This is a genomic window from Nocardia amikacinitolerans, from assembly GCF_900215415.1.
In the GTDB taxonomy this organism is placed as follows: domain Bacteria; phylum Actinomycetota; class Actinomycetes; order Mycobacteriales; family Mycobacteriaceae; genus Nocardia; species Nocardia amikacinitolerans.
This window is the reverse complement of the sequence record NZ_OBEG01000001.1, coordinates 1,814,501-1,839,461: the sequence shown is the minus strand read 5'-3', so window position 1 is coordinate 1,839,461 and position 24,961 is coordinate 1,814,501. Positions and strand designations below refer to the sequence as shown.

Annotated in this window: 24 protein-coding genes; 18 read left to right on the top strand and 6 right to left on the bottom strand. The window is 69.9% G+C overall.

The window, feature by feature from the left end; translation table 11 throughout:
- A partial coding sequence (locus CRP45_RS08455; protein ID WP_097244664.1) for a GlxA family transcriptional regulator occupies positions 1-952 on the bottom strand: 952 nt, incomplete at its 3' end.
- A 129-nt stretch (positions 953-1,081) separates the two neighbouring features.
- Between CRP45_RS08455 and CRP45_RS08450 the strand changes: the two genes are divergently transcribed.
- The gene (locus CRP45_RS08450) at positions 1,082-1,810 is read left to right on the top strand and encodes an NAD-dependent epimerase/dehydratase family protein (RefSeq protein ID WP_218841102.1); all 729 of its coding nucleotides are present in this window, start codon (positions 1,082-1,084) and stop codon (positions 1,808-1,810) included.
- A gap of 133 nt (positions 1,811-1,943) precedes the next feature.
- Here the strand turns inward: CRP45_RS08450 and CRP45_RS35270 are convergent, their stop codons facing one another.
- Positions 1,944-2,447, bottom strand: a complete 504-nt coding sequence (locus tag CRP45_RS35270; RefSeq protein WP_143861376.1) for an HIT domain-containing protein — start codon at positions 2,445-2,447, stop codon at positions 1,944-1,946.
- Between the two features lie 22 nt (positions 2,448-2,469).
- Here CRP45_RS35270 and def point away from each other — a divergent pair, with 22 nt between their 5' ends.
- The 4 genes from def (at position 2,470) to CRP45_RS08430 (ending at position 6,944) form a co-directional block, all read left to right on the top strand.
- Complete coding sequence (gene def / locus CRP45_RS08445) at positions 2,470-3,027, top strand: peptide deformylase (protein ID WP_067780367.1); 558 nt, start codon at positions 2,470-2,472, stop codon at positions 3,025-3,027.
- On the top strand, positions 3,027-3,950 hold the full coding sequence (fmt, locus tag CRP45_RS08440; RefSeq protein ID WP_067780370.1) for a methionyl-tRNA formyltransferase: 924 nt from the start codon (positions 3,027-3,029) through the stop codon (positions 3,948-3,950). Before def ends, fmt begins: the two co-directional genes overlap by 1 nt.
- Before the next feature lie 755 nt (positions 3,951-4,705).
- The gene (locus CRP45_RS08435; RefSeq protein ID WP_097244663.1) at positions 4,706-6,148 is read left to right on the top strand and encodes an RsmB/NOP family class I SAM-dependent RNA methyltransferase; all 1,443 of its coding nucleotides are present in this window, start codon (positions 4,706-4,708) and stop codon (positions 6,146-6,148) included.
- Between the two features lie 451 nt (positions 6,149-6,599).
- Entirely contained in the window at positions 6,600-6,944 is a 345-nt protein-coding gene (locus tag CRP45_RS08430) for an MmcQ/YjbR family DNA-binding protein (RefSeq protein ID WP_067780376.1), read from the top strand.
- A gap of 4 nt (positions 6,945-6,948) precedes the next feature.
- Here the strand turns inward: CRP45_RS08430 and CRP45_RS08425 are convergent, their stop codons facing one another.
- Together CRP45_RS08425 and CRP45_RS08420 are read right to left on the bottom strand one after the other, a co-directional pair.
- Positions 6,949-7,809, bottom strand: a complete 861-nt coding sequence (locus CRP45_RS08425; protein ID WP_097244456.1) for an RNA polymerase sigma factor SigF — start codon at positions 7,807-7,809, stop codon at positions 6,949-6,951.
- Positions 7,809-8,231 (bottom strand): ATP-binding protein, encoded by a 423-nt coding sequence (locus CRP45_RS08420; RefSeq protein WP_067780379.1) that lies wholly within the window; start codon positions 8,229-8,231, stop codon positions 7,809-7,811. Before CRP45_RS08420 ends, CRP45_RS08425 begins: the two co-directional genes overlap by 1 nt.
- A 124-nt stretch (positions 8,232-8,355) precedes the next feature.
- Between CRP45_RS08420 and rpe the strand changes: the two genes are divergently transcribed.
- Positions 8,356-9,009 (top strand): ribulose-phosphate 3-epimerase, encoded by a 654-nt coding sequence (gene rpe / locus CRP45_RS08415; RefSeq protein ID WP_067780383.1) that lies wholly within the window; start codon positions 8,356-8,358, stop codon positions 9,007-9,009.
- Positions 9,010-9,069: 60 nt separating this feature from the next.
- Here rpe and CRP45_RS08410 read toward each other — a convergent pair whose 3' ends face one another.
- On the bottom strand, positions 9,070-9,540 hold the full coding sequence (locus CRP45_RS08410) for a hypothetical protein (protein WP_097244455.1): 471 nt from the start codon (positions 9,538-9,540) through the stop codon (positions 9,070-9,072).
- Positions 9,541-10,136: 596 nt separating this feature from the next.
- Between CRP45_RS08410 and CRP45_RS08405 the strand changes: the two genes are divergently transcribed.
- The 5 genes from CRP45_RS08405 to CRP45_RS33725 all read left to right on the top strand — a co-directional run bounded on the left by CRP45_RS08405 (position 10,137) and on the right by CRP45_RS33725 (position 13,785).
- Entirely contained in the window at positions 10,137-10,760 is a 624-nt protein-coding gene (locus tag CRP45_RS08405) for a riboflavin synthase (RefSeq protein ID WP_097244454.1), read from the top strand.
- Positions 10,761-10,847: 87 nt separating this feature from the next.
- Positions 10,848-12,092 carry a bifunctional 3,4-dihydroxy-2-butanone-4-phosphate synthase/GTP cyclohydrolase II gene (locus tag CRP45_RS08400; protein ID WP_097244453.1) on the top strand — a complete coding sequence of 415 codons (1,245 nt, stop codon included), beginning with the start codon at positions 10,848-10,850 and terminating at the stop codon, positions 12,090-12,092.
- A gap of 108 nt (positions 12,093-12,200) precedes the next feature.
- Positions 12,201-12,680 carry a 6,7-dimethyl-8-ribityllumazine synthase gene (gene ribH / locus CRP45_RS08395; protein WP_097244452.1) on the top strand — a complete coding sequence of 160 codons (480 nt, stop codon included), beginning with the start codon at positions 12,201-12,203 and terminating at the stop codon, positions 12,678-12,680.
- A 2-nt stretch (positions 12,681-12,682) separates the two neighbouring features.
- On the top strand, positions 12,683-13,201 hold the full coding sequence (locus tag CRP45_RS08390) for a PH domain-containing protein (RefSeq protein ID WP_097244451.1): 519 nt from the start codon (positions 12,683-12,685) through the stop codon (positions 13,199-13,201).
- A gap of 185 nt (positions 13,202-13,386) precedes the next feature.
- Positions 13,387-13,785, top strand: a complete 399-nt coding sequence (locus CRP45_RS33725) for a GNAT family N-acetyltransferase (RefSeq protein WP_179830796.1) — start codon at positions 13,387-13,389, stop codon at positions 13,783-13,785.
- Between the two features lie 85 nt (positions 13,786-13,870).
- Here CRP45_RS33725 and ggt read toward each other — a convergent pair whose 3' ends face one another.
- Complete coding sequence (gene ggt / locus CRP45_RS08380; protein ID WP_097244449.1) at positions 13,871-15,823, bottom strand: gamma-glutamyltransferase; 1,953 nt, start codon at positions 15,821-15,823, stop codon at positions 13,871-13,873.
- An 89-nt stretch (positions 15,824-15,912) separates the two neighbouring features.
- On the opposite strand from ggt, the gene CRP45_RS08375 reads away from it, so the two are divergent.
- From CRP45_RS08375 to CRP45_RS34505, 7 genes are all read left to right on the top strand, one after another.
- A complete protein-coding gene (locus CRP45_RS08375) occupies positions 15,913-16,608 on the top strand; it encodes an HAD family hydrolase (protein WP_097244448.1) in 696 nt (231 codons plus the stop codon).
- Positions 16,609-16,804: 196 nt separating this feature from the next.
- Entirely contained in the window at positions 16,805-18,997 is a 2,193-nt protein-coding gene (gene uvrC, locus CRP45_RS08370) for an excinuclease ABC subunit UvrC (protein WP_097244447.1), read from the top strand.
- Between the two features lie 166 nt (positions 18,998-19,163).
- Complete coding sequence (gene rapZ / locus CRP45_RS08365) at positions 19,164-20,105, top strand: RNase adapter RapZ (RefSeq protein ID WP_245909977.1); 942 nt, start codon at positions 19,164-19,166, stop codon at positions 20,103-20,105.
- Positions 20,102-21,148 carry a gluconeogenesis factor YvcK family protein gene (locus CRP45_RS08360; protein WP_067780407.1) on the top strand — a complete coding sequence of 349 codons (1,047 nt, stop codon included), beginning with the start codon at positions 20,102-20,104 and terminating at the stop codon, positions 21,146-21,148. Before rapZ ends, CRP45_RS08360 begins: the two co-directional genes overlap by 4 nt.
- Positions 21,145-22,122, top strand: a complete 978-nt coding sequence (whiA, locus tag CRP45_RS08355) for a DNA-binding protein WhiA (protein ID WP_174554775.1) — start codon at positions 21,145-21,147, stop codon at positions 22,120-22,122. The genes CRP45_RS08360 and whiA overlap by 4 nt, the downstream gene beginning before the upstream one ends.
- 596 nt (positions 22,123-22,718) lie before the next feature.
- Positions 22,719-23,738: a type I glyceraldehyde-3-phosphate dehydrogenase gene (gene gap, locus CRP45_RS08345; RefSeq protein WP_067780412.1), complete on the top strand. Its 1,020-nt coding sequence runs from the start codon at positions 22,719-22,721 to the stop codon at positions 23,736-23,738.
- A gap of 5 nt (positions 23,739-23,743) precedes the next feature.
- Positions 23,744-24,958 (top strand): phosphoglycerate kinase, encoded by a 1,215-nt coding sequence (locus CRP45_RS34505; RefSeq protein ID WP_067780415.1) that lies wholly within the window; start codon positions 23,744-23,746, stop codon positions 24,956-24,958.
- Positions 24,959-24,961: the final 3 nt, after the last annotated feature.

Here is a 24,961-nt window from a genome sequence, read left to right as displayed (position 1 = left end):
AGGTCCGGTCCGGGCGCTGGGTGAACGCGGCGCGATACGCACTCGGCGTCAGTCCGGTCCGTCGCGAAAGATGTTGGCGCAGCGAGTCCGTCGTCGCGAGTCCGCTGAGGCGAGCGACCTGGTCCATCGGCAAGTCGGTCGTTTCCAGCAGCTCCTGAGCCCGGATGACGCGCTGATGGAGCAGCCATTGCAGGGGGCTGAGGCCGGTTTCCGCATGGAACTTGCGGGTCAAGGTGCGAATACTGGTGCGGGCATGATTCGCGAGGGCGGCGCGGGTGAGTGGCTCGTGCAGGCGGCCGAGCGCCCAGCTCCGGGTCGCCGCCAGCGAGGTACCGGTCTCGGGCGGTAGCGGCGTCCGAATGAACTGGGCTTGTCCGCCTGGTCGCACCGGCGCGGCGACGACGAGACGGGCGGCCGAGTTGGCGGTCGCTGCGCCGTAGTCGGTGCGCACCAGATGCAGGCACAGATCGATACCCGCGGACAGTCCGGCGGAGGTCAGGATGTTGCCGTCTTCGACATACAGCACGTCGGGGCGAAGTTCCACCGCGGGGAAACGGCTGGAGAATTCGTCGGATTTGGCCCAATAGGTGGTGGCGCGGCGCCCGTCGAGCAGTCCGGCCTCGGCGAGGACGAAAGCTCCGGTGCAGATCGACGCTATCCGCTTGCCCGCGGCCGCGGAGCGACGAAGCACCGCGAGGACGCGCGGATCGATGTCGTCGCGGGCGCCGGTGCCGGTGACGATGACGGTATCGGCGTCCTCGACGGTGTCCAGGCCATGCGGAACCGTGATCTCCAGGCTGCCATTGGTGGCGACCGGCCCCGGGCTCGCGGTGCAGACGCGCACCCGATAGCCGGGAGCGCCGTCGACCAGCATCTCGCCGAGCACGAGGTCGGGGATGGACAGGTCGAACGTCGTGGCCGGGGGGACGGCGACAACGGCCACTCGGTGCATGGCCCGAACCTCCGGATCTTTGGCATGTGGGTCACTATCGTACGGATCTCTTGTGGCGCAGGCTCATTGGCACGTCGGCGCGACCGTTGCGCCGAAGGCCGTTCACACCACCGCGGACCAGGAGCAGATATGTCCTCGCACGTCGTCATCGGAGCCGGAGCCACCGGCTCGGCCACTGCCCGTTTGCTCGCCGACTCCGGCGATCGGGTCCGGCTCGTCACCCGCAGCGGCAGCGGGCCGGTGCACGAGCGGATCGAACGAGTCGCCGCCGATGCCACCGACGCCGCGCGGCTCACCGAACTGACGCGCGGCGCGGCCACCCTGTTCAATTGCGCCGCACCGCCCTACGATCGCTGGCCGACCGACTTTCCTCCGTTGGCCGCCGCGCTGCTGGCAGCGGCCGAGCGCACCGGCGCCGATTACGTCATGCTCGGCAACACCTACGGCTACGGCCCGGTGGACGGCCCCGTGACAGCGGAGCTTCCCATGGCCGCAACGAGCGCGAAAGGTCTTGTGCGAGCTCGGATGTGGCACGATGCGCGCGCCGCCTACGAGGCGGGCCGGGTGCGGGTTACCGAGGTCAGGGCCAACGACTTCCTCGGCGCGCACGCGTATTCGCCCTTCACGCTCATGGTCGGTGGCAGGTGCTGGCCGGATCGGCGGCTTGGTGGCCCGGCGATTTCGACGCCCCGCACAGCTGGACCTATACCGGCGACGCGGCGCGCACACTCATCGCCGCGGCTCGGCACGAGCAGTCCTGGGGTCGCGCCTGGCACGTCCCGTCCAGCTCCGAGGAGTCGGTACGCGAACTCGCTGCGCACCTTGCCGCGGCGGCAGGCGCGCCGGAGCCGCGCCTGAACCGCATGACGCTCGCCGAGCTCACGGAAATCGGTCGGACCGACTCGGTCATGGCGGAGTTCCCCGAGATTGCTGTACCTGTACGACCGGCCCAACATTCTCGATGCGTCATCGACCACTACGACATTGCATGTCACAGCGACTCCGATCGATGAGGTCCTGGCCGAGATGGCGGCGGTACCCGTCGGGCCCTGATTCGCCATCCCGTGACATCGAACGTCAAGCGGCAGCGTTCTGCCGGGCCATGGTTGCTGCGGCTTGGTCGAGTGCGTCGTCGCAGTGGGGGAACAGGCGGCGGATGCCGCCGTGGGTTGGGGAGGTCGCCGTGCCAGCGGGGGATGACGTGGATGTGAAGGTGGGCGATGCTGCGTCCGGCGGCTTCGCCGTCGTTGATTTGGCCTGCTTCTTCGGCTTGGCGGCACCCCGAAGGTGCCGCCCCACCGTTGGTTACTCCTCTAATCGGCGGCTGAGCAGGGGGTTCAGGGTGGTCGCGGATCGCCGGCCAGCCCTTTCCGGGCGGCCGGGCGGGGGGTATGAACACCCCGCCCGGTCCGCATGTGAGTTGTACCAGGTCGGGGGCGTTGCGTTGGGGAGATCGGAGTGATCGGGGCCGCTCTCTAGAATGAGACGACCGCATTCGTCCGCTTCCGGGAGCCGCCGTGACCATTCAGCCCGTTCGCCTGTTCGGCGATCCGATTCTGCGCGCCCGTGCGGCGGAGGTCACCGAATTCGATCGTGAGCTGCGCCAGCTGGTCGCGGACCTGACCGACACCATGCACGACGACGGCGGTGTCGGCATGGCCGCGCCGCAGATCGGCGTTGGGCTGCGGGTGTTCGTCTACGACACCGGCGACGCCGCGGGGCACCTGGTGAACCCGACCTACACGGTGGTGGGCGACGAGGAGCAGGTCGGCCCCGAGGGCTGCCTGTCCATTCCCGGACTGCGCTACGACACCCGCCGCGCGCTGCGGGTGCGGGCCTCCGGCGTCGACATGCACGGCAATCCCGTCGAGTTCGACGCGGAGAAACTGCTGGCGCGCTGCGTGCAGCACGAGACCGATCACCTCGACGGTGTGCTGTTCATCGACCGGCTCGACCCCGCGTCCCGCAAGGAGGCGATGCGCACCATCCGGGAATCCGACTGGTTCAACGCGGGTGTCACCGTGCGCGAGTCGCGCGGCGCCGGTCAGGCCGGACCGTTCGGACGGGGCCGCTGATGCGCGTCGTCTTCGCGGGCACCCCCGAACCCGCCGTACCCTCGCTGCGCAGGCTCATAGAGTCGGAACGTCACGAGGTGGTCGCGGTGGTGACCAGGCCCGACGCCGTCGCGGGCCGCGGCCGCAAGGTGACGCGGTCGCCGATCGCCACGCTGGCCGACGAGCACGACATCCCCGTGCTCACCCCGCGCCGCCCAAGCGAACCCGAATTCGTCGAGCAGCTCACCGAATTGGCGCCCGACTGCTGTCCGGTGGTGGCCTACGGCGCACTGTTGCCGCAGCGGGTGCTCGACATCCCGCGCTTCGGCTGGATCAATCTGCACTTCTCGCTGCTGCCCGCGTGGCGTGGCGCGGCGCCGGTGCAGGCCGCCATCGACGCGGGTGACGAGATCACCGGCGCGTCCACCTTCCAGATCGAGGCGGGGCTGGACACCGGGCCCGTCTTCGGCGTGGTCACCGAGAAGATCGCGCTGACCGACACCGCGGGCACGCTGCTCGCCAAGCTCGCCGAAACCGGCGCCCACCTGCTGGCCACCACCTTGGACGGCGTGGAAGACGGCACCCTGCACGCCGTGCCGCAGTCGACGGACGGCGTCTCGTACGCGCCGAAGGTGGCCGCGGAGGACGGTCACATCCGCTGGGATCTGCCCGCGCTCGCCATCAGCAGGCGCATCCGCGCCGTCACCCCCGCGCCCGGCGCCTGGACGGAGGTGAACGGCACCCGCCTCAAGCTCGGCCCCGTCGAGATGGTGGAGGAGGTGCTGCCCGAACGCGTCATCGAGGTGCGCAAGACCGGCGTCTTCGTCGGCACCGCGACCACCGCCGTGCGCTTGAATCAGGTGCAGCCGCAAGGCAAGCGGATGATGGCGGCCCTCGACTGGGCGCGCGGCGCCCGTCTGCAGCCCGGCGCGGTGGTCGAATGAGCCCCGCGGATCGCCCGCGCAAATCCGACGACGTCGACGGCGGGTGGGCCAAACGCGCCGCCCGCAAGCAGGAGGCCCGGCGCGACGCCGCGTCGGGGAAGTCGGCCGATCGTGACGCGGCCGGAACCCGCGGCGGGCAACGGAAGCCGGAGTCCCGCAAGCCGTTCCGTTCCGATCGGGAGGCGACGGGCTATCGGGGACAGGCCGACCGCCGCTTCGAGGGTAAACCGCGGCGGACGGAGAAGCCGGGAGGCGATCGCGAATCCGGTTACGGCGCAGGGCGTTCCGAGTCGGGACGGTCCGGCTACGGTCGCACCGAGCGGTCTGCGCAGGCGCCCGGCGGCAAGGGCGGCCGAGCTTGGGACGACAAGCGGACGGGACGGCCCGAGGGTCGCAAGTCCGGCGCGGACGACCTCGGTCGTCGCGGAACTTCGGAGACCGGCTCGTCGTACGGCGGCCGCCGGTCGAGCGACGCCACGGGCCGCTCCAGCGAGGGATACCGGTCCGCCGCCGAATCCGGTCGGCGAGGAGCCGAATCCGGTTCGGCGTCCTATGGCGATCGCCGGTCGAGCGGTGCTGAGCGCGGATACAGATCTGGTGCCGAGGCTGGTGGTCGTCGAGGGTCCGAATCCGGTTCGGCGGCCTATGGTGATCGCCGATCAGGCGGTGCCGATCGCGGATTCGGATCCGACGCCTCCGGCCGCCGTGGCTCGGACACCAGCTCGGGGTCGCACGGCAGGCGCGCGGACGACGCCGTGGGCGGACGCCCCGAACGGTCGACGAGCGCACAGCGAGCCGGGCGGAGCGCGGCGAAACCCGTTGGGGCGGAAAGGGTTACTTCTAGCAAGCGCGCCCGGCGGGCCGGTTCCGTCGACCCAGCCCGCGAGGTCGCGCTCGAGGTGCTGCGCGCCGTGCGCGAACGCGACGCGTACGCGAATCTCGTGCTGCCCGGCCTGCTTCGCGACCGGCGCGTTTCCGGACGGGACGCCGCGCTGGCGACCGAGCTGGCCTACGGCGCCTGCCGGACGCAGGGCCTGCTCGACGCGGTGATCGCGCACGGTGCGGGCCGGTCGGTCGAGGAGATCGACGGACCGCTGCTCGACGTGCTGCGGCTCGGCGTCTACCAGCTGCTGCGCACCCGCATCGGGGCGCACGCCGCGGTCGACACCTCGGTGGCGCTGGCCAGGGCCGAATTCGGCGCGGGCAAGTCCGGTTTCGTGAACGCCGTGCTGCGGCGCGCGGGGGAGAAGACCACCGAGGAATGGGTCGAGGCGCTGGCGCCGGAGGATCCGGTGGGACGGCTGGCCTTCGAGTACGCGCACCCGGCATGGATCGCCCAAGCGTTCGCCGACGCGCTCGGCGCCCGCGCGGGCGAACTGCGCGACCTGCTCGCCGCCGACGACGACCGGCCGGTCGTGCACCTGGTCGCCCGGCCGGGTGAGATCACCGCCGAGGAGCTGGCGCTCGTCACCGGCGGCGAAGAGGGACGCTGGTCGCCCTACGCGGTCTACCTCGAGGGCGGTGACCCGGGCAAGCTGGAGCCGGTGCGCGAGGGCATGGCCGCCGTGCAGGACGAGGGCAGCCAGCTGGTCGCGCTGAGCCTGACCCGGGCCCCGCTGGAGGGCCCCGACGGTGGCCGCTGGCTCGACTTGTGCGCGGGTCCGGGCGGCAAGGCCGCGCTGCTCGGCGCGCTCGCGGCGATCGACCGCTTCCAGGTGGACGCCGTCGAACCCGCGGAACACCGCGCCGAACTGGTGCGCAAGGCCACTCACGACCTACCCGTGCGAGTGCACGTCGTCGACGGCCGCGACAGCGGACTCGAGCCCGGCTACGACCGCATCCTGGTCGACGCCCCGTGCACCGGCCTCGGCGCACTGCGCCGCAGACCGGAGGCCCGCTGGCGGCGCAGCCCCGCCGACGTCCGCGACCTCGTCGTGCTGCAACGCGAATTGCTCACCGCGGCATGGGATCTGGTCCGCCCCGGCGGCGTGGTGGTCTACTCGACCTGCTCGCCGCACCTGGCCGAGACCGTGTCGATCGTGGCCGACCACGTCCGCCGCACGGGCGCGATCGAACTAGACACCCGCGACCTGCTCCCCGGCGTCACCGACGTCGGCGACGGTCCGGCCGCCCAACTGTGGCCGCACCGCCACGGCACCGACGCCATGTTCATGGCGGCGCTGCGCAAGCCGAGCTGATCGTCGGCCGAACCGGTCGAACGGGCTGCGGCCGTCCGTTCAACCGGCTCGGCGACGCCCCGCGACCAGCCGCCAGACAATCGAGCCCGCAGCACGATCCCGGGGCGCGCCGCCCCGCTCCGGTATCGCACGGTGCCCGGACGTTGCCGCGCCGCGCGATTGTGGCCGCATCCTGCGGCTTGACGCCGCGTCCGTAGTCACCTTGGGCAAGCCGAGCGTCGGGGCCATTTCGCCGCCGCCCTGCGCAGGTGGAGCTGCGGGTCGGCTGGTCCGCGCAGGGACGATCCGCGACCGGCCGCCAGCTCGTGGTGGCCGCGGCACGCTAGTCCCGAGGTGAGCGGTGGTGCCCCGCATCGACTGGCGGGAACGGTACGGAGGCGGGTCCCCGCGCCGAGCCGGTCGGTTCCATCCGTCCAATCCATCGCGCCGCGCCGCCGCGCACACTGGTCCCATGACCCTGACGTGGCAAGACGTGGTGGCGATGGCGACCGAGCTCCCTGCGGTGGAGGAATCGACTTGGTGGCGCAGCCCCGGGTTGAAAGTCGGCGGCAAGGGGTTCGCGCGGCTGCGCTCGGAGGCCGAGGGCGGGCTGGCGCTGCTGTGCGAGATGGTGGAGAAGGAGGCGTTGCTCGCCTCGGGCGATCCCGCCTTCTACACCACGCCGCACTACGACGGGTACCCGTACATCCTCATCGATCTCGACCGGGTCGCGCCGGATCAACTGCGCGAACTGATCGATGCCGCTTGGTGGCTCTCGGCGCCCGCGAAGATCCGCAAACAGCGCGCGGCGGGCTGACCGGTCAGTCCCGGCTCGACAGCTCCCGCAGGCGGGCAAGGGTTTTCGCGAGAATCCGGGAGACGTGCATCTGGGAGATGCCCATCTGCTTGGCGATCTGGGTCTGCGTCATGGATTCGAAGAACCGCATGGTGAGGATCCGGCGTTCGCGCTCCGGGAGCCCGGCGAGCAGCGGCCGGATGGCGACGTACTCCTCGACCCGGTCGAACTGGGATTCCTCCTCGCCGAGCGTGTCCAGCAGCGAGGCGTCGGTGTCACGGCCGAGCGCCGCCGCGTCGATGGAGCTCGGCTGATAGGCGTTGCCCGCGATGACGGCCTGGGTCACCTCGTCGGGATCCACGTCGAGCTCGGCCGCGATCTCCTTGGCGGTGGGGGAGCGGCCGAGGGTTTGCGACAGGGTGTCGATGGCCGCGCCGATGCGCAGGTGGGTTTCCTTGACCCGCCGCGGCACTCGCATGGCCCAGGTGTTGTCGCGGAAGTAGCGGCGGACCTCGCCCATGATGGTCGGCACCGCGAACGACAGGAAGTTCGATCCGCGCGAGACGTCGAAGCGGTCCACCGCGTGCACCAGCCCGACCCGCGCGACCTGGGTGAGGTCGTCGAACGGTTCGCCGCGGCCGCTGAACTTGCGCGCGATGTGGTCGGCGAGCGGGATGCAGCGGCTGATCAACTCGGCGCGCGTCGCGGCGTGCTCGGCCGTGCCTTGCTCGCATCCGGCCAGCCGCTCGAACAGCGCGTTCAGATCGTCGTAACCGGTGACCGACCCCGCCTCGGCGACGGCCTCCGCGTCCTCGGCGGCGTCGGTGGGCTCGGATTCGGCGTCCTCATCACGTTCCTGGTCGAACACGGTGTCCTCGTCCGCCACTACGCCTTCCCCCGGACCCGACGGAACTCCACCGTCGTCGGATATCCGGAGACCGCCGAATCGTACGAATCCTGTGTCGCCTCCACCGAGTCGGTGAGCGTGCGCAGCACATGCCAGCCGAAGCTGCGCTGGTCGGGCATCCCTTCGGACCCGGCGACCCCGGTGACCTCCACCCGTAGTTCGGTCTCACCGATGGTGAACCGGCAGTCCAGGCTGGTGCCGGGCGCGGCGAGCGCGATGAGGGTCGAGCACACCTCGTCGACGGCCAACCGGATGTCGGCCACTTCGTCCAGGGTGAAATCGCTGAGTAGCACGAGAGTTTCGGCGAGCCCGCGCACGATGGGCAGCTGTGTGACCGATGCGGCCACCCGAATCTCCACCGGGGTGCTGTACAGCCCCTGTTCCGCCGAAATGTTGATCACTCTGCCCAGGCTACCCACTGAAGGCCGCCCACAATCAACGATTCCCTGGGGTACGGCCTGTGATCTCGGCTCGGTACACTGCCGGGCTGTGTCCTCTCCGACGTTTTCCCGCCCTGGCCAGCCGATGATCGCACCGTCCATCCTGTCCGCCGACTTCGCTCATCTCGCGGACGAGGCCCGCCGGGTGGAAGGCTCGGACTGGCTGCACGTCGACGTGATGGACGCCCATTTCGTGCCGAATCTCACGCTCGGCCTTCCGGTGGTGGAGAGCCTGCTGAAGGCGACCGACATCCCGCTGGACTGCCACCTGATGATCGAGGATCCGGGCCGCTGGGCCCCGCCGTACGCGGAGGCGGGCGCGCACAACGTCACCTTCCACGCCGAGGCGACCGACGATCCGATCGCCGTGGCTCGCGACATCCGCGCGGCGGGCGCGAAGGCCGGCCTCTCGGTGAAGCCCAACACGCCGATCGAGCCGTACCTGGAGATCCTGCGTGAGTTCGACACCCTGCTGGTGATGAGCGTTGAGCCGGGCTTCGGCGGCCAGTCGTTCATCGCCCACGTGCTGGACAAGGCGCGCACCGTGCGCAGGCTGGTCGACGCCGGTGAGCTGCGGCTGATCGTCGAGATCGACGGCGGTATCAACGCCGACACCATCGAGCAGGCGGCCGAGGCGGGCATCGACTGCTTCGTCGCGGGCTCCGCGGTCTACAACACCGCCGACCCCGGCGCGACGGTGGAGAAGTTGCGGCGGCAGGCGGCCGCCGTCTGGCACTGAGCCAGCGGACGGCGCGCCACCCGCTGCACCTCGGGGCGAGTGCCGCCAGGTCGAATTCGATTACAAGGCGCGGGTTTTCGGGGCTCCGAGGGTCCGCGTCGCCTCGATGACCACGCTCAGCGGCGGCAGCGTCGTCGCGCTCTCCGGCGGCCGCACCCAGACGCGGTAACCGGTTCGCTCGTCGTCGGGCGAGGGCAGTACGACCTGGCTTCCGGTGCAGGCGACCGTCGCGTAGAGCCGGAAGAGTTCGGCCGAGACGGCGACGGTCAGCGAATCGGGCCGGGCGGGGCCGGTGATGAACGTCCAGCGCCTGGCGCGCGGATGGTGGACGACCGGCGCGGCGATCTGCGCTCGGCCGAGCTCGAGTTGCACCTGTTCGCCGAGATCGGCGGGCATCGTGATGGCGCCGAAATGGGTGCCGATGTGCAACAGGATGCGGCGTGACGTGGGATCGATCGATGCCGGCATGTGGAACTCGCGCCGGTACTGCACGCAGCGCACTTCCAGTGTCGAATCGAGAAACGTGGTCACGCGGCACCCCCATCTGTATCGAACTCGTGTCGACCCACTGTGTGTTCCGACTTCCTCGTGTGGTTGATTTCCCGGTGTCGAACTCCTCGGGCGCTACCGGACGACGCGGGCGTCGGCCTGGTCGAAGACTTCGACGGCGAACTGCTCGGAACAGAAGTTGAACGGTAGGAATCAGCTACATAACAATATTGCTTCCACTTTTGCCACCGCGCAAGAAGTTGGTGTATCCGTGTTGCGAGCTGGGTATCAAGCCGGGTTCGAGGTTACGCCGACGGGTCGAAAACGACCGGTGGATACCCGGAAAATCTGGCTGAACAATTGTCGTCGATCGAGAAGCCGGGAAATTCCGGTATGACCGTACGGAATTGTTTGCGAATAATGTCGGCGTAGGGTCTTTCGGACGACCGGAAAAGTCCGCCGGGATGTTTTCGCGGTGTGTCGCAGAATTGCGGTTTCGGATGCGCGGTGGGGGACCAACCGCGCCGGGGTCGCTACGACGGACGTCGTTACGCTGGGAGGGCGCCGGACGCCGGGAATAGCGGCCGGGGTCACGGCTGTTCCGCAACCGTACGTACACACGCGACAGGGAGTCACGCATGTTCACAGGCATCGTCGAGGAGCTGGGCGAGATCGTCGCCACCGAGCAGCTGGCCGACGCCGCGCGCCTCACCATCAGGGGCGAGCTCGTCACCTCCGATGCCGGACACGGCGATTCGATCGCCGTCAACGGTGTGTGCCTCACCGTGGTCGAGGTCGTCGACGGCGACTCCTTCACCGTCGACGTCATGCAGGAGACGCTGAACCGCTCCTCGATCGGCGGACTCGGCAAGGGCTCGCGGGTGAATCTGGAACGGGCCGCCGCGCTGAACAGCCGCCTCGGCGGCCACCTGGTGCAGGGCCACGTCGACGGCACCGGCACCGTGCTCTCGCGCACCCCCTCGGAGAACTGGGAGGTCGTGCGCATCTCGCTGCCCGACTCGATCGCCCGCTACGTGGTGGAGAAGGGCTCGATCACCGTCGACGGCATCTCGCTGACCGTCTCGGGCCTCGGCATCGCCGACGAGCCCGCCGCCGACGGCAACCGCGACTGGTTCGAGGTGTCGCTGATCCCGACCACGCTGTCGTTGACGAACCTGGGCGCGGCGACCGTCGGGACCACCGTGAACCTCGAGGTCGACGTCATCGCCAAGTACGTCGAACGCTTGCAGCAGCGCGGCTGAGCCCACGCGTGCGGGTGCGCCGCCGGTGGCGCACGGGACAGGCCTTACTGTAGTGAGGCACCTAATTCGAGATGGAGCACAGCAGACGTGACCAGGTTCGACACCATCGAGCGCGCAGTCGCCGACATCGCGGCCGGCAAGGCCGTAGTCGTCGTCGACGACGAGGACCGCGAGAACGAGGGCGACCTCATCTTCGCCGCGGAAAAGGCCACCCCCGAGTTGGTCGCCTTCATGATCCGCTACACCTCCGGTTACATCTGTGTGCCGCTGACCGGTGACGACTGCGACCGCCTCGGCCTGCCGCCGATGTACGCGACGAACCAGGACAAGCACGGCACCGCCTACACCGTGTCCGTCGACGCCCGCGAGGGCATCACCACCGGCATCTCGGCCGCCGACCGCGCCACCACCATGCGCCTGCTCGCCGACGTCGACGCCAAGGCCGACGACCTGACCAGGCCCGGCCACGTGGTGCCGTTGCGCGCCAAGGAAGGCGGCGTGCTGCGCCGCCCCGGCCACACCGAGGCGGCCGTCGACCTCGCCCGCATGGCGGGCTTGCGTCCCGCGGGCGTCATCTGCGAGATCGTCAGCCAGAAGGACGAGGGCCACATGGCCCGCACCGAGGAGCTGCGCGTCTTCGCCGACGAGCACGAGCTGGCGCTGATCTCCATCGCGGACATGATCGCCTGGCGGCGCAAGCACGAGAAGCAGGTCGTGCGGGTCGCCGAGGCGCGCATCCCCACCGCGCACGGCAATTTCACGGCCGTCGGCTACCAGAGCATCTACGACGAGGTCGAGCACGTCGCGTTGGTGCGTGGCGACATCAGCGACGGCGAGGACGTGCTGGTGCGGGTGCACTCGGAATGCCTGACCGGCGACGTGTTCGGTTCGCTGCGCTGCGACTGCGGCCCGCAGCTGGACGCCGCGCTGGAGATGGTGGACAAGGAGGGTCGCGGCGTCGTGCTGTACATGCGCGGCCACGAGGGCCGTGGCATCGGCCTGATGCACAAGTTGCAGGCCTACCAGCTGCAGGACTCCGGGCACGACACCGTCGACGCGAACCTGGAACTCGGCCTGCCCGCCGACGCGCGCGACTACGGCACCGGCGCGCAGATCCTGGTCGACCTGGGCATCCGCTCCATGCGACTGCTCACCAACAACCCGGCCAAGCGCGTCGGCCTTGACGGCTACGGCCTGCGCATCACCGAGCGCGTGCCGATGCCGTTGCGCGCCAACGCCGAGAACCTGCGCTACCTGCGCACCAAGCGCGACCGCATGGGCCACGACCTGATCGGTCTCGACGAACTCGATCTCGGCGAGACGGCGCAATGAGCGAACGAAGTGAGCGAATCATGTGCCAGCCCGCTTCGGGCATGGCGGAGCTGAGCGTCAGCGAGGCGCAGGCATGAGCGACAACGACCTCCGGAAAGGCGGAACCCGATGAGCGGCACCGGCGTACCCAGCTTCGAGCTGTCGGATGCCAAGGACCTCAAGCTCGGCATCGTCGCCTCGCGCTGGCACACCAAGATCTGCGACACGCTGGTGGCGAACGCCGAGCGGGTGGCGAAGCAGGCCGGTGTCCGCGACGTGACGGTGGTGCGCTGCGCGGGCGCCATGGAGCTGCCGGTGGTCGCCCAGGAACTGGCCCGCACGCATGACGCGGTCGTCGCGCTCGGTGTCGTGATCCGCGGCGGCACACCGCATTTCGAGTACGTCTGTGACGCGGTGACCGCTGGCCTTACCCGAGTCTCGCTCGATGCCGCGACCCCGGTCGCCAACGGCGTGCTGACCACCAACACCGAGGAGCAGGCGCTGGATCGCGCCGGGCTGCCCGGTTCGGCCGAGGACAAGGGCGAGCAGGCCTGCGCGGCGGCGCTGGACGCCGCCCTCACCCTGCGCGCGCTGCGGCAGTCCACGTAGTCATGCCGGTCGTCCGCATCTGGAGGAGAAACGACGGCGCGCCGTCGGCCGGCGCCGCGGCCGAGGGCGACTGGGACTTCGAGGTGCGTCCGCGCCGCGCGGTGCTGACCGCGCGGATCGTCGCCGCCGTGATCGTGGCGATGTTCGCGGTGGGCGGCATCTGGTTGCAGAGCGGCTCGACCGGCGTGAACTTCCGGCTCGCCGACCAGATCGCGATGGTCACCATCGGCGTGCTCATCGCGGGCGGGGTACTGATGCTGACCCGGCCGCGGGTGCGGATCGGGCCACGTGGCGTCTCGGTACGCAACATCCTCGGCGACCAGCTCTTCGGCTGGGAACACATTCGCGGCGTGGTCTTCCTGGACAAGAAGTCCTGGGCGCGACTGGAATTGGTCGACGACGACTACGTGCCGTTGCTCGCGATCCGCTCCAACGACAAGGCACACGCCGCGCGGGCGATGGATCGGCTGCGCGAGCTCGGCGCGAAGTACACGGGATCGGAAGAGTCCGAGCGAGACTGACTTTCGCGACCCGTCGGCCCCCGCGGTGGGCGGTAGTCTCGCGGCATGACGCCGGGTTCGCACGTCCTCGCCGCCGCTTTCGCCGACGATCCCCTCATGAGTTTGTTCTGGCCGGATCCGGTGCGCCGCCGAAAAGCCTTGCCGCGCTTCTGGGATCCCGCATCGCGTCCCGGCACCGCCGCGGCTTGGTCGATCTGGTGCACGACGAGGCGGGTCGGATCGCGGCCGTCGCGCTGTGGGAGCCCGCGGGCGTCGAGTCACCGATCGCGAAGCCGTTCACCCTGGTGCGCGCGCTCGGGCGTGGCCTGACCAGGGCATTGCCAGCGGTCCGCCGAATCGACGCGACCAGGCCCGCCGAACCGCACCTCTACCTCGCCGCGATCGGCACCCGGCCCGAGGCGCAGGGGAAGGGATACGCCACCGGCTTGCTCCAGCAGCGGCTCGGGTCCGACGCGGAGCGCGTGTTTCTGGTCGCGACCCGATTCTCGAACGTGGCGTTCTATGAGCGTTTCGGTTTCGCGCGTGACGAAGACCTGATCTTGCCGGGCGGTCCGGTGCTGTATCCGATGTGGCTGTCGCGCTGAGCGAGCTGCCGAATCCGCCGCTCGAGCACGCCGCGTACGGCACCGCCGCGGTCGGCGAACCGGACCCGCGCGTCCCAGATCCAGGTCAGCGGGTATCGCCGAGGACCGCACCCTCACGCCGCGGGTCCGCACCACCGATCAGACCGGTCCCGTCGCGCCGTAGCGCGCTCAACCCGCTGGACTGGGGCGCGACCGATACCTGGTGGCCGAGTTCGCGGAGACGTAGCACGAGCGGGTCGTGGTCGCCGTTGTCGCTCGCGTCGATGGCCGGGTGCTCGCCGCCGACGCCGGTCGTGGGGGTATTGCCCGCGCCGAACGAGACCGCCGAGACCGCCTGCTGCGGATCGAGACCCCAGTCCAGCATGCCGACCAGCGTCTTCACCACGAACTGGATGATCACCGAACCGCCCGGCGAACCCGTGACGTGGGTGAGTTCGCCGCGCGCGCCGTCGGGCCCGCGATCGAACACCAGGGTGGGCGCCATCGAACTCCGCGGGCGCTTACCGGGCTGCACCCGATTCGCCACCGGCGTGCCGTCCGGGTCCATCGGGTCCGAGGCGAAGTCGGTGAGCTGGTTGTTCAGCACGAAGCCGTCGACGAGATGGAAGGAACCGAACGCCGACTCGACCGTGGTGGTCATGGCCGCGGCATTGCCGTACTCGTCGACCACCGAGATGTGACTGGTGCCGTGCTCGGGCGGCTGCGGACCGACGCCCACCGGAACCGGGCCGAAGTCACCCGGTTTCGCGGTGCCCATGCTGCGGCCGGGATCGATCAGCGACGCGCGCTGCTTCAGGTAGTTCTTGTCGATCAGGGTCTGCGCCGAATTGCCGGGCAGCGGAACGAAATCCGTGTCGGCCACGTACTTGTTGCGGTCGGCGTAGGCCAGCCGCTCGGCCTCCGAGATCAGGTGCACCGCTTCGGCTCTCGGCTTGCCGCCGTTGCGATCGACGGACTCCGGCTTCAGCGCGGCCAGGTCGAAATTCTCCAGGATGCCCAGCGTCGCGGCGACCGTGCTGCCGCCCGAGGAGGGCGCGGGCATACCGCAGATCTCGTGCGCGCGATAGCCGCCGCACAGCGCGGTGCGCTTCTTCGGTTGGTAGTTCGCCAGGTCCTGGGCGGTGAGCAGGCTCGGGGTGCGTCCGCCGGACCCCGCGGTGGCGGCCTCGACTATGTCCTCGGCGATGGCGCCGGTGTAGAAGGCGTCCGCGCCCTCGGAGGCGATGGCGCTCAAGGTCTTCGACATCGCCGGGTTGGTCAGCTTCGTGCCCGCCTGCTTCGGCGAACCGTCGGGATTCAGGAAGTACTGTTTCGCGGCCTCGTCCCTGGCCAGATCGCGCGCCGATTCCGCGATCTGGCCCGCGAGCCGCGGACTGATCGTGAAACCCTCGTCGGCCATCGCAACCGCCGGATCGAACAGCTCACGCCAGCCGGTCTTCCCGTGCTCACGGTGTGCGAGCTCCAGCATCCGCAGCACGCCGGGCACGCCGATCGAGCGGCCACTGGCGCGCGCGTTCGGTTGCGGCTCGGTGCGGTCGGTGTCGCTGATCCAGCGCAGATAGTTCTCGGTGGCCGCGGCGGGCGCGACCTCCCTGCCGTCGTAGGCCTCGACCGCCTTGCTGGCGCCGTCGTAGTACAGCAGGAACGCGCCGCCGCCGATGCCGGAGGCCTGCGGCTCGACAAGGCCGAGCACCAGCTGCGCGGTGACCAGCGCGTCCGCCGCGGTGCCGCCGTCGCGCAGCACCCGGCAAGCCGCTTCTGTGGCAAGGGGATTCGCGGTGGAGACCGCGTACGAGCCGGTGCGCACCGCGGTCATCCCGCTGCGATAGCCGGACGCGATCTCGGGGTTGGTGCTGAGGTTCTGGGTGGTCGCCGTGCCCGCCGTGGTCGGCGGCGCCGCGACGACGGGCGTGCCGTTGGGGGCGCTGGTGCATTCGGCGGTGGTCGTCTCCTCGGTGGTGGTACATCCGGTGAGAAGTCCGACCGTGAGCATCGTGGCCGCGGCGGCTCCGCTCCAGATGTGTCGCGCGCGCGTCATGGCCTGGACTGTATCCCGAGGGACCGACAGCGGTGCGGCTTTCGGACGAGGCCGTCGGTTGTTCGTCTCGCCGTCGGTACCCTGGTCGGGTGGATATCGAGGCCGTGCTTTTCGACTTCTCCGGAACGATCTTTCGATTGGAGGAGGACGAGTCGTGGGGCGAGGAGCTGGTCGGCGCCGACGGCGCGGATTTCGACGTCGAGGCAAAGGCCGAGATCCTGCGGCGCATGACGGCGCCGGTCGAACAGTTCATGACCTTCGACGCCGCGGGCCAGCACGCTTGGGACAACAGGGATTTGGACCCGGCGCTGCACCGGCACGCGTACCTGGAGGTGCTGCGTTCCTCCGGCGTGCCGACCGAGGAGCAGGCCGAACGGCTCTACGGCAGGCTGATCGACCCGCTCGCCTGGACACCGTACCCCGACACCGGACCGGTCCTGGAGTTCCTTGCGGCACAGGGTGTTCCGGTGGGCGTGGTGAGCAATATCGCGTTCGACGTGCGCCCGGCGTTCCGCACAAGGGGCTGGGACCGGCTCGTCGGCGCGGTCGCGCTCTCGTTCGAGGTTGGCGTGATCAAACCCGAGCCGGAGATCTTCCTTGCCGCGTTGAACGAGCTCGGCGTCGACCCGGCGCGCGCCTTGATGGTCGGCGACAGCGCACACGCCGACGGCGGCGCGACCGCGCTCGGCTCCCGCTTCGCGCTCGTGGACCCGCTGCCCACCGCGGACCGGCCCGACGCGCTCGTCGACGCCTTGAGGGCGCATGGACTGGCCGTCCCGAGGTGAGTGTCTCTCCTCGCCGCAGGACCGACTGAAAGCCCGGCCCCCTCGGTACGCACCTGCGTCGCCGCCGCCCGGCCCGGCGCATGCCGTGGACGGACACCAACCCGTCGGCTCTACTCGGTAGGCGGCTGCCTCGCCTGCGCTCGGCCCGGCGCGGCTGCGGACGGACTGTGTCCGACAGTGTCGATAGGCTGTTCGAGTGGCAGATCCATCGAGGTACCGCCCCGCCCCCGGTACGATCCCCGTCGAACCCGGCGTCTACAAATTCCGGGACGCGCACAAGCGGGTCATCTACGTCGGCAAGGCCAAGAGCCTGCGCAGTCGGCTGAACTCCTACTTCGCCGACGTCGCCTCGCTGCACCCGCGCACCAAGCAGATGGTCACCACCGCCGCGAGCGTGGAGTGGACGGTCGTCTCCACCGAGGTGGAGGCGCTGCAGCTGGAATACAACTGGATCAAGGAATTCGATCCGCGGTTCAACGTGCGCTACCGGGACGACAAGTCCTATCCGGTGCTCGCGGTGACCTTGAACGAGGAATACCCGCGCCTGTTCGTCTACCGCGGCGCGCGCAAGAAGGGCGTGCGGTACTTCGGCCCGTACGCGCACGCCTGGGCCATCCGCGAGACGCTGGACCTGCTGCTGCGAGTGTTTCCCGCGCGCACCTGCTCGAGCGGAGTCTTCAAGCGGCACAACCAGATCGGTCGCCCGTGCCTGCTCGGCTACATCGACAAGTGCTCCGCGCCGTGCGTCGGCAGGGTGACCGCCGACGAGCACCGGCGCATCGTGGAGGACTTCTGCGACTTCCTCGCCGGGCGCACCGACCGGATGGTGCGCGAGCTGGAGCGGCGCATGCACGAGGCCGCCGAGGATCTGGATTTCGAGACCGCGGCCCGGCTGCGCGACGACGTGCAGGCGCTGCGCAGGGCACTGGAGAAGCAGGCGGTGGTGCTCGGCACCGGCACCGACGCCGACGTGATCGCCTTCGCCACCGACGAATTGGAGGTGGCGGTGCAGATCTTCCACGTCCGCGACGGCCGGGTGCGCGGTCAGCGCGGCTGGGTGGTGGACAAGTCCGGCGACGCCGTCGACACCGCGGATTCCGGCGGCGAGCTGGCCGCGTTGGTCGAACAGTTCCTCACCCAGTTCTACGGCGAACAGGTCGCCTACGCCGACCAGAGTCCCGACGAGCAGCCCGCCACCGTCGTCCCGCGCGAGGTGCTCGTCCCCGAGCTGCCCGCCGACCACGAGCAGATCCAGGAGTGGCTGAGCAAGCTGCGCGGTTCGGCGGTGCAGCTGCGCGTACCGCAGCGCGGCGACAAGAAGGCGCTCGCCGAGACCGTGCAGCGCAACGCGATGGAGGCCCTCGCCCAGCACAAACTCAAGCGCGCGGGCGACCTGACCTCTCGCTCGGCGGCCCTGCAGGACATCCAGGACGCGCTCGATCTGGACACCGCGCCGCTGCGCATCGAGTGCGTGGACATCAGCCACGTGCAGGGCACCGACGTGGTGGCCTCGCTGGTCGTCTTCGAGGACGGTCTGCCGCGCAAGTCCGAATACCGGCACTACGCGATCAAGGAGGCGGCGGGCGGCGGGCGTTCCGACGACGTCGGCAGCATCGCGGAGGTGACGCGGCGGCGGTTCTATCGGCTGCGCAAGGAGCGCGACGAAGCCGAGCGCGAGGAACTCGACGGTGGGACCTCCGCCCCGCTGGTCGACGCCGAGGCCGGCGTGCCCATCGGCGGCGAGCCAGCGGGGGTCGCCGCCGCGCCTCTCGGGCCCGAGGGATCAGCACTCTCGGCCGGAGCCGCGACTTCGGTGGCGCGGGCGGACGCGGCCTCGACGCCACCGGTCGACGTCGGAAGCGCGACCACGATGCTGGCCGACGACGCCGACGAGATCGAACTCACCTCGCGGCCGGGCATCGACCCGCGCACCGGACGCCCGCGCAAGTTCGCCTACCCGCCGAACCTGTACGTCGTCGACGGCGGCGCGCCGCAGGTCGCCGCCGCCGCCGAAGTGCTCGACGAGCTCGGCATCACCGATGTCGCGGTGATCGGCCTCGCCAAACGCCTGGAGGAGGTGTGGGTGCCCGGCGAACCCGATCCGGTGATCATGCCGCGCAACAGCGAGGCGCTGTTCCTGCTGCAGCGGGTCCGCGACGAGGCGCACCGTTTCGCCATCACCTTCCACCGCAGCAAACGCTCGCGGCGGATGACGGCCTCGGCGCTGGATTCGGTGCGCGGGCTCGGCGCGGCGCGCCGGACCGCGCTTGTCACTCATTTCGGTTCGGTTGCCAAGTTGAAGGAGGCGACGGTGGAGCAGATCACCGAGGTACCCGGCATCGGCGTGGCCACCGCGAAAGCCGTGCTCGCCGCGCTGCGGGACGAGTGAGTGATCTCGAAATCTCCGGCTCCGGTCCGACCTGCATATATCCTCGGTAACGTTTCCACATGTTCGTGAACCGTCCTCGTGCACCACGGAGGGTGAGCGCGCGTGCCCGATACCGAATCCGGTGCGGGATGATCGAGAGGCACCTAGACACGGATTCCGGTAGGACATGACACGCGTCGAATCGAACAACAGTGCGGGCGGCCAGCGCGCGGGCAACCAGCTGTGCCAGCAGGTCGAGGTCGTCATCGTGACCGGTCTGTCCGGCGCGGGCCGCGGCACCGCAGCGCGGGTGCTGGAGGATCTCGGCTGGTATGTCGCCGACAACCTGCCGCCCGAACTGATCGGCAGACTCGTCGAACTCGGCGCGTCCGCCGAGCCGCCGATCCGGCGCTTGGCGCTGGTCATGGACGTGCGCAGCAGATTCTTCACCGGCGATCTCTCGGTGGTCACCGAACAGCTGCGCGCGCTCGGCGTGCGGACCAGGGTGCTCTTTCTCGAGGCCTCCGACGACGTGCTGATCCGCCGGTTCGGCTTCGCCCGCCGCCGCCACCCGCTGCAGAGCGAGAGCGCCGACGGCACGCTGTCCGCGGGCATCGCCGCCGAGCGGGTGCGTCTCTCGGCCGTGAAGACCGCCGCCGACCTGGTGATCGACACCACCGAGTTGTCCATCCACCAGCTGCACCGCAAGCTGGAGGAGGCGTACGGCGGCGGCGCGCCCGCCGCGCTGCAGCTGACCGTGCAGTCCTTCGGCTTCAAGTACGGGGTTCCGTTGGACGCCGACATGGTGTTGGATGTGCGTTTTCTACCCAATCCACATTGGATACCGGAACTGCGGGAACACACGGGACAGGAGACGGTGGTCAGCGAGTACGTGCTGTCGCGCCCCGGGGCGACCGACTACCTGCACACCTGCCGCCACCTCGTCGACCTGACGACGAACGGTTACCGCCAAGAGGGGAAGCGATACATGACGGTGGCAGTGGGCTGCACGGGGGGCAAGCACCGCAGCGTGGCGATCGCCGAGGCGCTGGGCGAACTCATCGGGCCGGAGTCCGACGGCTCCGCCGACGTCGTGCGGGTCGTGCACCGGGATCTGGGGCGCGAATGACCGGGTGGGAATCGAATCCCGCCATCGTCGCACTGGGTGGTGGGCACGGGCTGTACGCGACGCTGACGGCGGTGCGGCGGCTGACCAGGAAGATCTGCGCGGTGGTGACCGTCGCCGACGACGGCGGATCCTCGGGCAGGCTGCGCGCCGAGCTCGGGGTGCTGCCGCCGGGGGATCTGCGCATGGCGTTGGCCGCCCTCGCCGCGGATCCCGAAGGCGTGTGGACGCAGACCGTTCAGCACCGTTTCGGCGGCACCGGCGCGCTCGCTGGTCATTCCGTCGGCAACCTCATTCTCGCGGGGCTGACCGAGGTGCTCGGCGATCCCGTCGCGGCGCTGGACGAGGTGGCCAAGATGTTGCGCGCCAGCGGTCGGGTGCTCCCGATGTCGCCGATCGCGCTCGACATCGAGGCCGACGTCTCGGGTTTGGAAGCGGACCCGCGGGTCAGCCGCTGCATCCGCGGCCAGGTCGCGGTCGCCACCACGCCGGGCAAGGTGCGGCGCGTGCGGCTGATCCCGTCCGATCCGCCCGCCAGCCCGGAGGCGACCTCGGCCATCGAACACGCCGACGTGGTGGTGCTCGGGCCGGGCTCGTGGTTCACCAGCGTGATTCCGCACGTCCTCGTCCCGGAACTGCGCGACGCGCTGGTCTACACCAGGGCGCGGAAGGTGCTCGTGCTCAACCTGGCCGCCGAACCGGGGGAGACGGCCGGTTTCTCCGCCGAGCGCCATCTACATGTATTGTCCCAGCACGCACCGGAATTCGTTGTCGACGAGGTCTTGGTCGATTCCGGCTCGGTGCCGGAGGGACGGGAACGCGAACATGTGGCCAGGGCTGCCGAACAGTTGCGGGCGCGAGTAACCTTCTCCGATGTCGCCGAAGCGGGAACTGACCGGCATCACCCCGGAAAGCTTGCCGCCGCCCTGGATCAGCTGATCCGGCAACCTCGGCCGCAAATGGCAGGGCTTCGAGTCGAGGGACGGCACATGGGCGCGGATGTGCGGTCCGGGTTGGGTGGAAAGGAGCGCGTCTCGTGGCGATGACAGCCGAAGTGAAAGACGAGCTGAGCAGGCTCACGGTGTCCCAGGTGAGTTCCCGCAAGGCGGAACTCTCCGCCCTGTTGCGTTTCGCGGGTGGCCTGCACATCGTCGGAGGCCGGGTGATCGTCGAGGCGGAGGTGGACATGGGATCCATCGCCCGACGGCTACGCCGGGAGATCTTCGAGCTGTACGGCTACGGCTCCGACGTGCACGTGCTCGGCGCGGGCGGTCTGCGCAAGACCTCCCGTTACGTCGTGCGGGTGTCCAAGGAGGGCGAGGCGCTGGCCAGGCAGACCGGCCTGCTCGACGTGCGCGGCCGCCCGGTGCGCGGACTGCCCGCCCAGGTGGTCGGCGGCAGCATCGCCGACGCCGAAGCCGCTTGGCGCGGAGCGTTTCTCGCGCACGGCTCGCTCACCGAGCCCGGTCGTTCGTCCGCGCTCGAGGTCAGCTGCCCCGGCCCGGAGGCGGCGCTCGCGCTGGTCGGCGCGGCCCGCAGGCTCGGCATCACGGCCAAGGCGCGCGAGGTGCGCGGCACCGATCGCGTCGTGGTGCGCGACGGCGAGGCCATCGGCGCGCTGCTGACCAGGATGGGCGCCCAGGACACCCGGCTCACCTGGGAGGAGCGCCGGATGCGGCGCGAGGTGCGCGCCACCGCCAACCGGCTTGCCAACTTCGACGACGCCAACCTGCGCCGCTCGGCGCGGGCCGCCGTCGCAGCGGCCGCCCGGGTGGAGCGCGCGCTGGAGATCCTGGGCGAGGAGGTGCCCGATCACTTGGCCGCGGCGGGCAAGCTGCGCGTGCAGCATCGCCAGGCGTCGCTGGAGGAACTCGGTCAGCTCGCCGAACCGCCGATGACGAAAGACGCTGTGGCGGGCCGGATTCGGCGCCTGCTGTCGATGGCGGACCGGCGCGCCAAGGAACTCGGCGTGCCCGACACCGAATCCGCGGTCACCGCAGAGCTTCTCGACGAGGCCTGAGGGCACTCGAATCACCGCACGCCCCGAGAGCCGATTCCGGCACCCGGGGCGTGTCGCGTGTGTGGGCCCAGCGTTCGCGGGGTTTCTCGCCGGTGCGGAGGAACCAGGCGGGTTCGGCCGGGCTGTGCGGCGCGAGCGCGGCCTCGGCGTACGCGGCGGGTCGGTCACCGTCCGGCTCGGCGAGGAGGGGCGCGAGGTCGACGAAGCCGTCCATCCTGCCGCGCCACGCGGGATGCGCCGGCGATTTTCCGGGCGTCCTCGGCGGCGCACTGGCCGCGACGAACCGGCGATGGCGCCATCGGTGCGTTCGTCGGGCGGTGCGGCGGCGAAAAGCATTGGGGCGCTGTGCTTCCGCGACACGCGGAGTTCTGTCGAGGGGGATTGTCGCCGTCCCAGGTCCCGCGCGGACGACGCGAACGGCCGGTCGCGCCGTCGTCGACGTGGCGCCCACCTGGGCGGCCGGTCGCCGGATCGTGACCGGTCACGGCCCTCGGGCGGTCCTCACCGCGCCAGGTGCGTGTCGGAGAGGTGACGGTAGGGCACTAGTGTGAGTAAGGCATCGGAATGAATCCGCTTGAAAGCTGAGGAGCGATAACGTGACAGTCCGGGTAGGCATCAACGGCTTCGGTCGTATCGGACGTAACTTCTTCCGGGCGGTGGAGGCGCAGAAGGCGCTCGGCACCACCGATATCGAGATCGTCGCGGTCAACGACCTCACCGACAACGCGACCCTGGCCACGCTGCTGAAGTACGACTCGATCCTCGGCCGTCTGCCGCAGGATGTCTCGCTGGACGGCGAGGACACCATCGTGGTCGGCGACCAGCGGATCAAGGCGCTGGCCATCAAGGAAGGCCCGGCGGCGCTGCCCTGGGGCGACCTGGGCGTCGACGTCGTCGTCGAGTCCACCGGCATCTTCACCGACGCCACCAAGGCCAAGGGCCACCTGGCGGCGGGCGCCAAGAAGGTCATCATCTCCGCCCCGGCCAAGGGTGAGGACCTGACCGTGGTCATGGGTGTCAACGACAGCCAGTACGACGGCAGCCAGAACATCATCTCCAACGCGTCCTGCACCACCAACTGCCTCGGCCCGCTGGCCAAGGTCCTCAACGACGAGTTCGGCATCGAGCGTGGCCTGATGACCACGATCCACGCCTACACCCAGGACCAGAACCTGCAGGACGGCCCGCACAGCGACCTGCGTCGCGCCCGCGCCGCCGCGCTGAACATCGTGCCCACCGGCACCGGCGCCGCCAAGGCCATCGGCCTGGTGCTGCCCGAGCTGCAGGGCAAGCTGGACGGCTACGCGCTGCGTGTTCCGGTCCCGACCGGCTCGGTCACCGACCTGACCGCGACCCTGCGCAAGTCGGCCACGATCGACGAGATCAACGCCGCGTACAAGGCCGCCGCCGAGGGCCCGCTGAAGGGCATCCTGAAGTACAACACGGACCCGATCGTGTCCAGCGACATCGTCACCGACCCGCACTCGTCGATCTACGACGCGCCGCTGACCAAGGTCATCGACGATCAGGTGAAGGTCGTGTCGTGGTACGACAACGAGTGGGGCTACTCCAACCGCCTCGCCGACCTCATCGGCCTCGTCGGCAAGTCCCTCTGATCGGCATGGCAGTCAAGACACTCCAGGATCTCCTGAACGAAGGCGTCGAGGGCCGGGGCGTGCTGGTGCGCTCCGACCTGAACGTTCCCCTCGACGACAACGGCGAGATCACCGACCCCGGTCGCATCATCGCGTCGGTGCCGACCATCGAGGCGCTGGTCCAGGCCGGCGCCAAGGTCGTCGTCACCGCGCACCTCGGCCGCCCGAAGGGCGAGCCGGACCCGAAGTTCTCGCTGGCTCCGGTCGCCGCGAAGCTGGCCGAGCTGCTCGGCCGCAATGTCCAGCTGGCCGGTGACGTGGTGGGCTACGACGCGCTCTCGCGCTCGGAGGGCCTCACCGACGGCGACGTGCTGCTGCTGGAGAACGTGCGCTTCGATCCCCGCGAGACCAGCAAGGACGACGCCGAGCGCGGCAAGCTCGCCGCGGCGCTCGTCGAACTGGTCGGTGACGACGGCGCGTTCGTCTCCGACGGCTTCGGCGTCGTGCACCGCAAGCAGGCCTCGGTCTACGACGTGGCCAAGCTGCTCCCGCACTACGCGGGCACGCTGGTCGCTGCCGAGGTCGACGTGCTGGCCAAGCTGACAGAGAACCCGGAGCGGCCGTACGCGGTCGTGCTCGGCGGCTCGAAGGTCTCCGACAAGCTGGCGGTCATCGAGGCGCTCGCTCCGAAGGTCGACACCCTGGTGATCGGCGGCGGCATGTGCTTCACCTTCCTTGCCGCACAGGGCCTTTCGGTGGGCTCCTCGCTGCTGCAGGAAGAGATGATCGACACCTGCAAGGGCCTGCTCGAGCGCTTCGGCGACGTCATCCACCTGCCGCGCGACATCGTGGTGGCGGACAAGTTCGCCGCCGACGCCGACTCCAAGATCGTGCCCGCCAACGAGATCCCCGAAGGCTGGATGGGGCTGGACGTGGGCCCGGAGTCGGTCGACCGCTTCGCGGCGCTGCTCACCGAGGCGAAGACGGTGTTCTGGAACGGCCCGATGGGCGTGTTCGAGTTCGCGAACTTCGCCGCGGGCACCCGCGGAGTCGCCGAGGCCATCGTCACCGCGACCGGCAAGGGTGCGTTCACCGTGGTCGGCGGCGGCGACTCGGCCGCGGCCGTGCGCGCGCTCGGCCTGCCCGAGGACGGTTTCTCGCACATCTCCACCGGCGGCGGCGCGTCGCTGGAGTACCTGGAGGGCAAGGAACTCCCCGGCATCAGCGTGTTGGAGGACTGATCC

Excerpts from the sequence above, each read along its gene's own strand:
- rapZ (WP_245909977.1), top strand. The coding sequence starts at position 19,164 with ATGACACGCGTCGAATCGAACAACAGTGCGGGCGGCCAGCGCGCGGGC.
- whiA (WP_174554775.1), top strand. The coding sequence starts at position 21,145 with ATGACAGCCGAAGTGAAAGACGAGCTGAGCAGGCTCACGGTGTCCCAG.
- CRP45_RS08405 (WP_097244454.1), top strand. The coding sequence starts at position 10,137 with ATGTTCACAGGCATCGTCGAGGAGCTGGGCGAGATCGTCGCCACCGAG.
- CRP45_RS08430 (WP_067780376.1), top strand. The coding sequence starts at position 6,600 with ATGACCCTGACGTGGCAAGACGTGGTGGCGATGGCGACCGAGCTCCCT.
- rpe (WP_067780383.1), top strand. The coding sequence starts at position 8,356 with ATGATCGCACCGTCCATCCTGTCCGCCGACTTCGCTCATCTCGCGGAC.
- CRP45_RS08390 (WP_097244451.1), top strand. The coding sequence starts at position 12,683 with ATGCCGGTCGTCCGCATCTGGAGGAGAAACGACGGCGCGCCGTCGGCC.
- ggt (WP_097244449.1), bottom strand. The coding sequence starts at position 15,823 with ATGACGCGCGCGCGACACATCTGGAGCGGAGCCGCCGCGGCCACGATG.
- CRP45_RS08450 (WP_218841102.1), top strand. The coding sequence starts at position 1,082 with ATGTCCTCGCACGTCGTCATCGGAGCCGGAGCCACCGGCTCGGCCACT.
- fmt (WP_067780370.1), top strand. The coding sequence starts at position 3,027 with ATGCGCGTCGTCTTCGCGGGCACCCCCGAACCCGCCGTACCCTCGCTG.
- CRP45_RS08360 (WP_067780407.1), top strand. The coding sequence starts at position 20,102 with ATGACCGGGTGGGAATCGAATCCCGCCATCGTCGCACTGGGTGGTGGG.
- CRP45_RS35270 (WP_143861376.1), bottom strand. The coding sequence starts at position 2,447 with ATGCGGTCGTCTCATTCTAGAGAGCGGCCCCGATCACTCCGATCTCCC.
- CRP45_RS34505 (WP_067780415.1), top strand. The coding sequence starts at position 23,744 with ATGGCAGTCAAGACACTCCAGGATCTCCTGAACGAAGGCGTCGAGGGC.
- ribH (WP_097244452.1), top strand. The coding sequence starts at position 12,201 with ATGAGCGGCACCGGCGTACCCAGCTTCGAGCTGTCGGATGCCAAGGAC.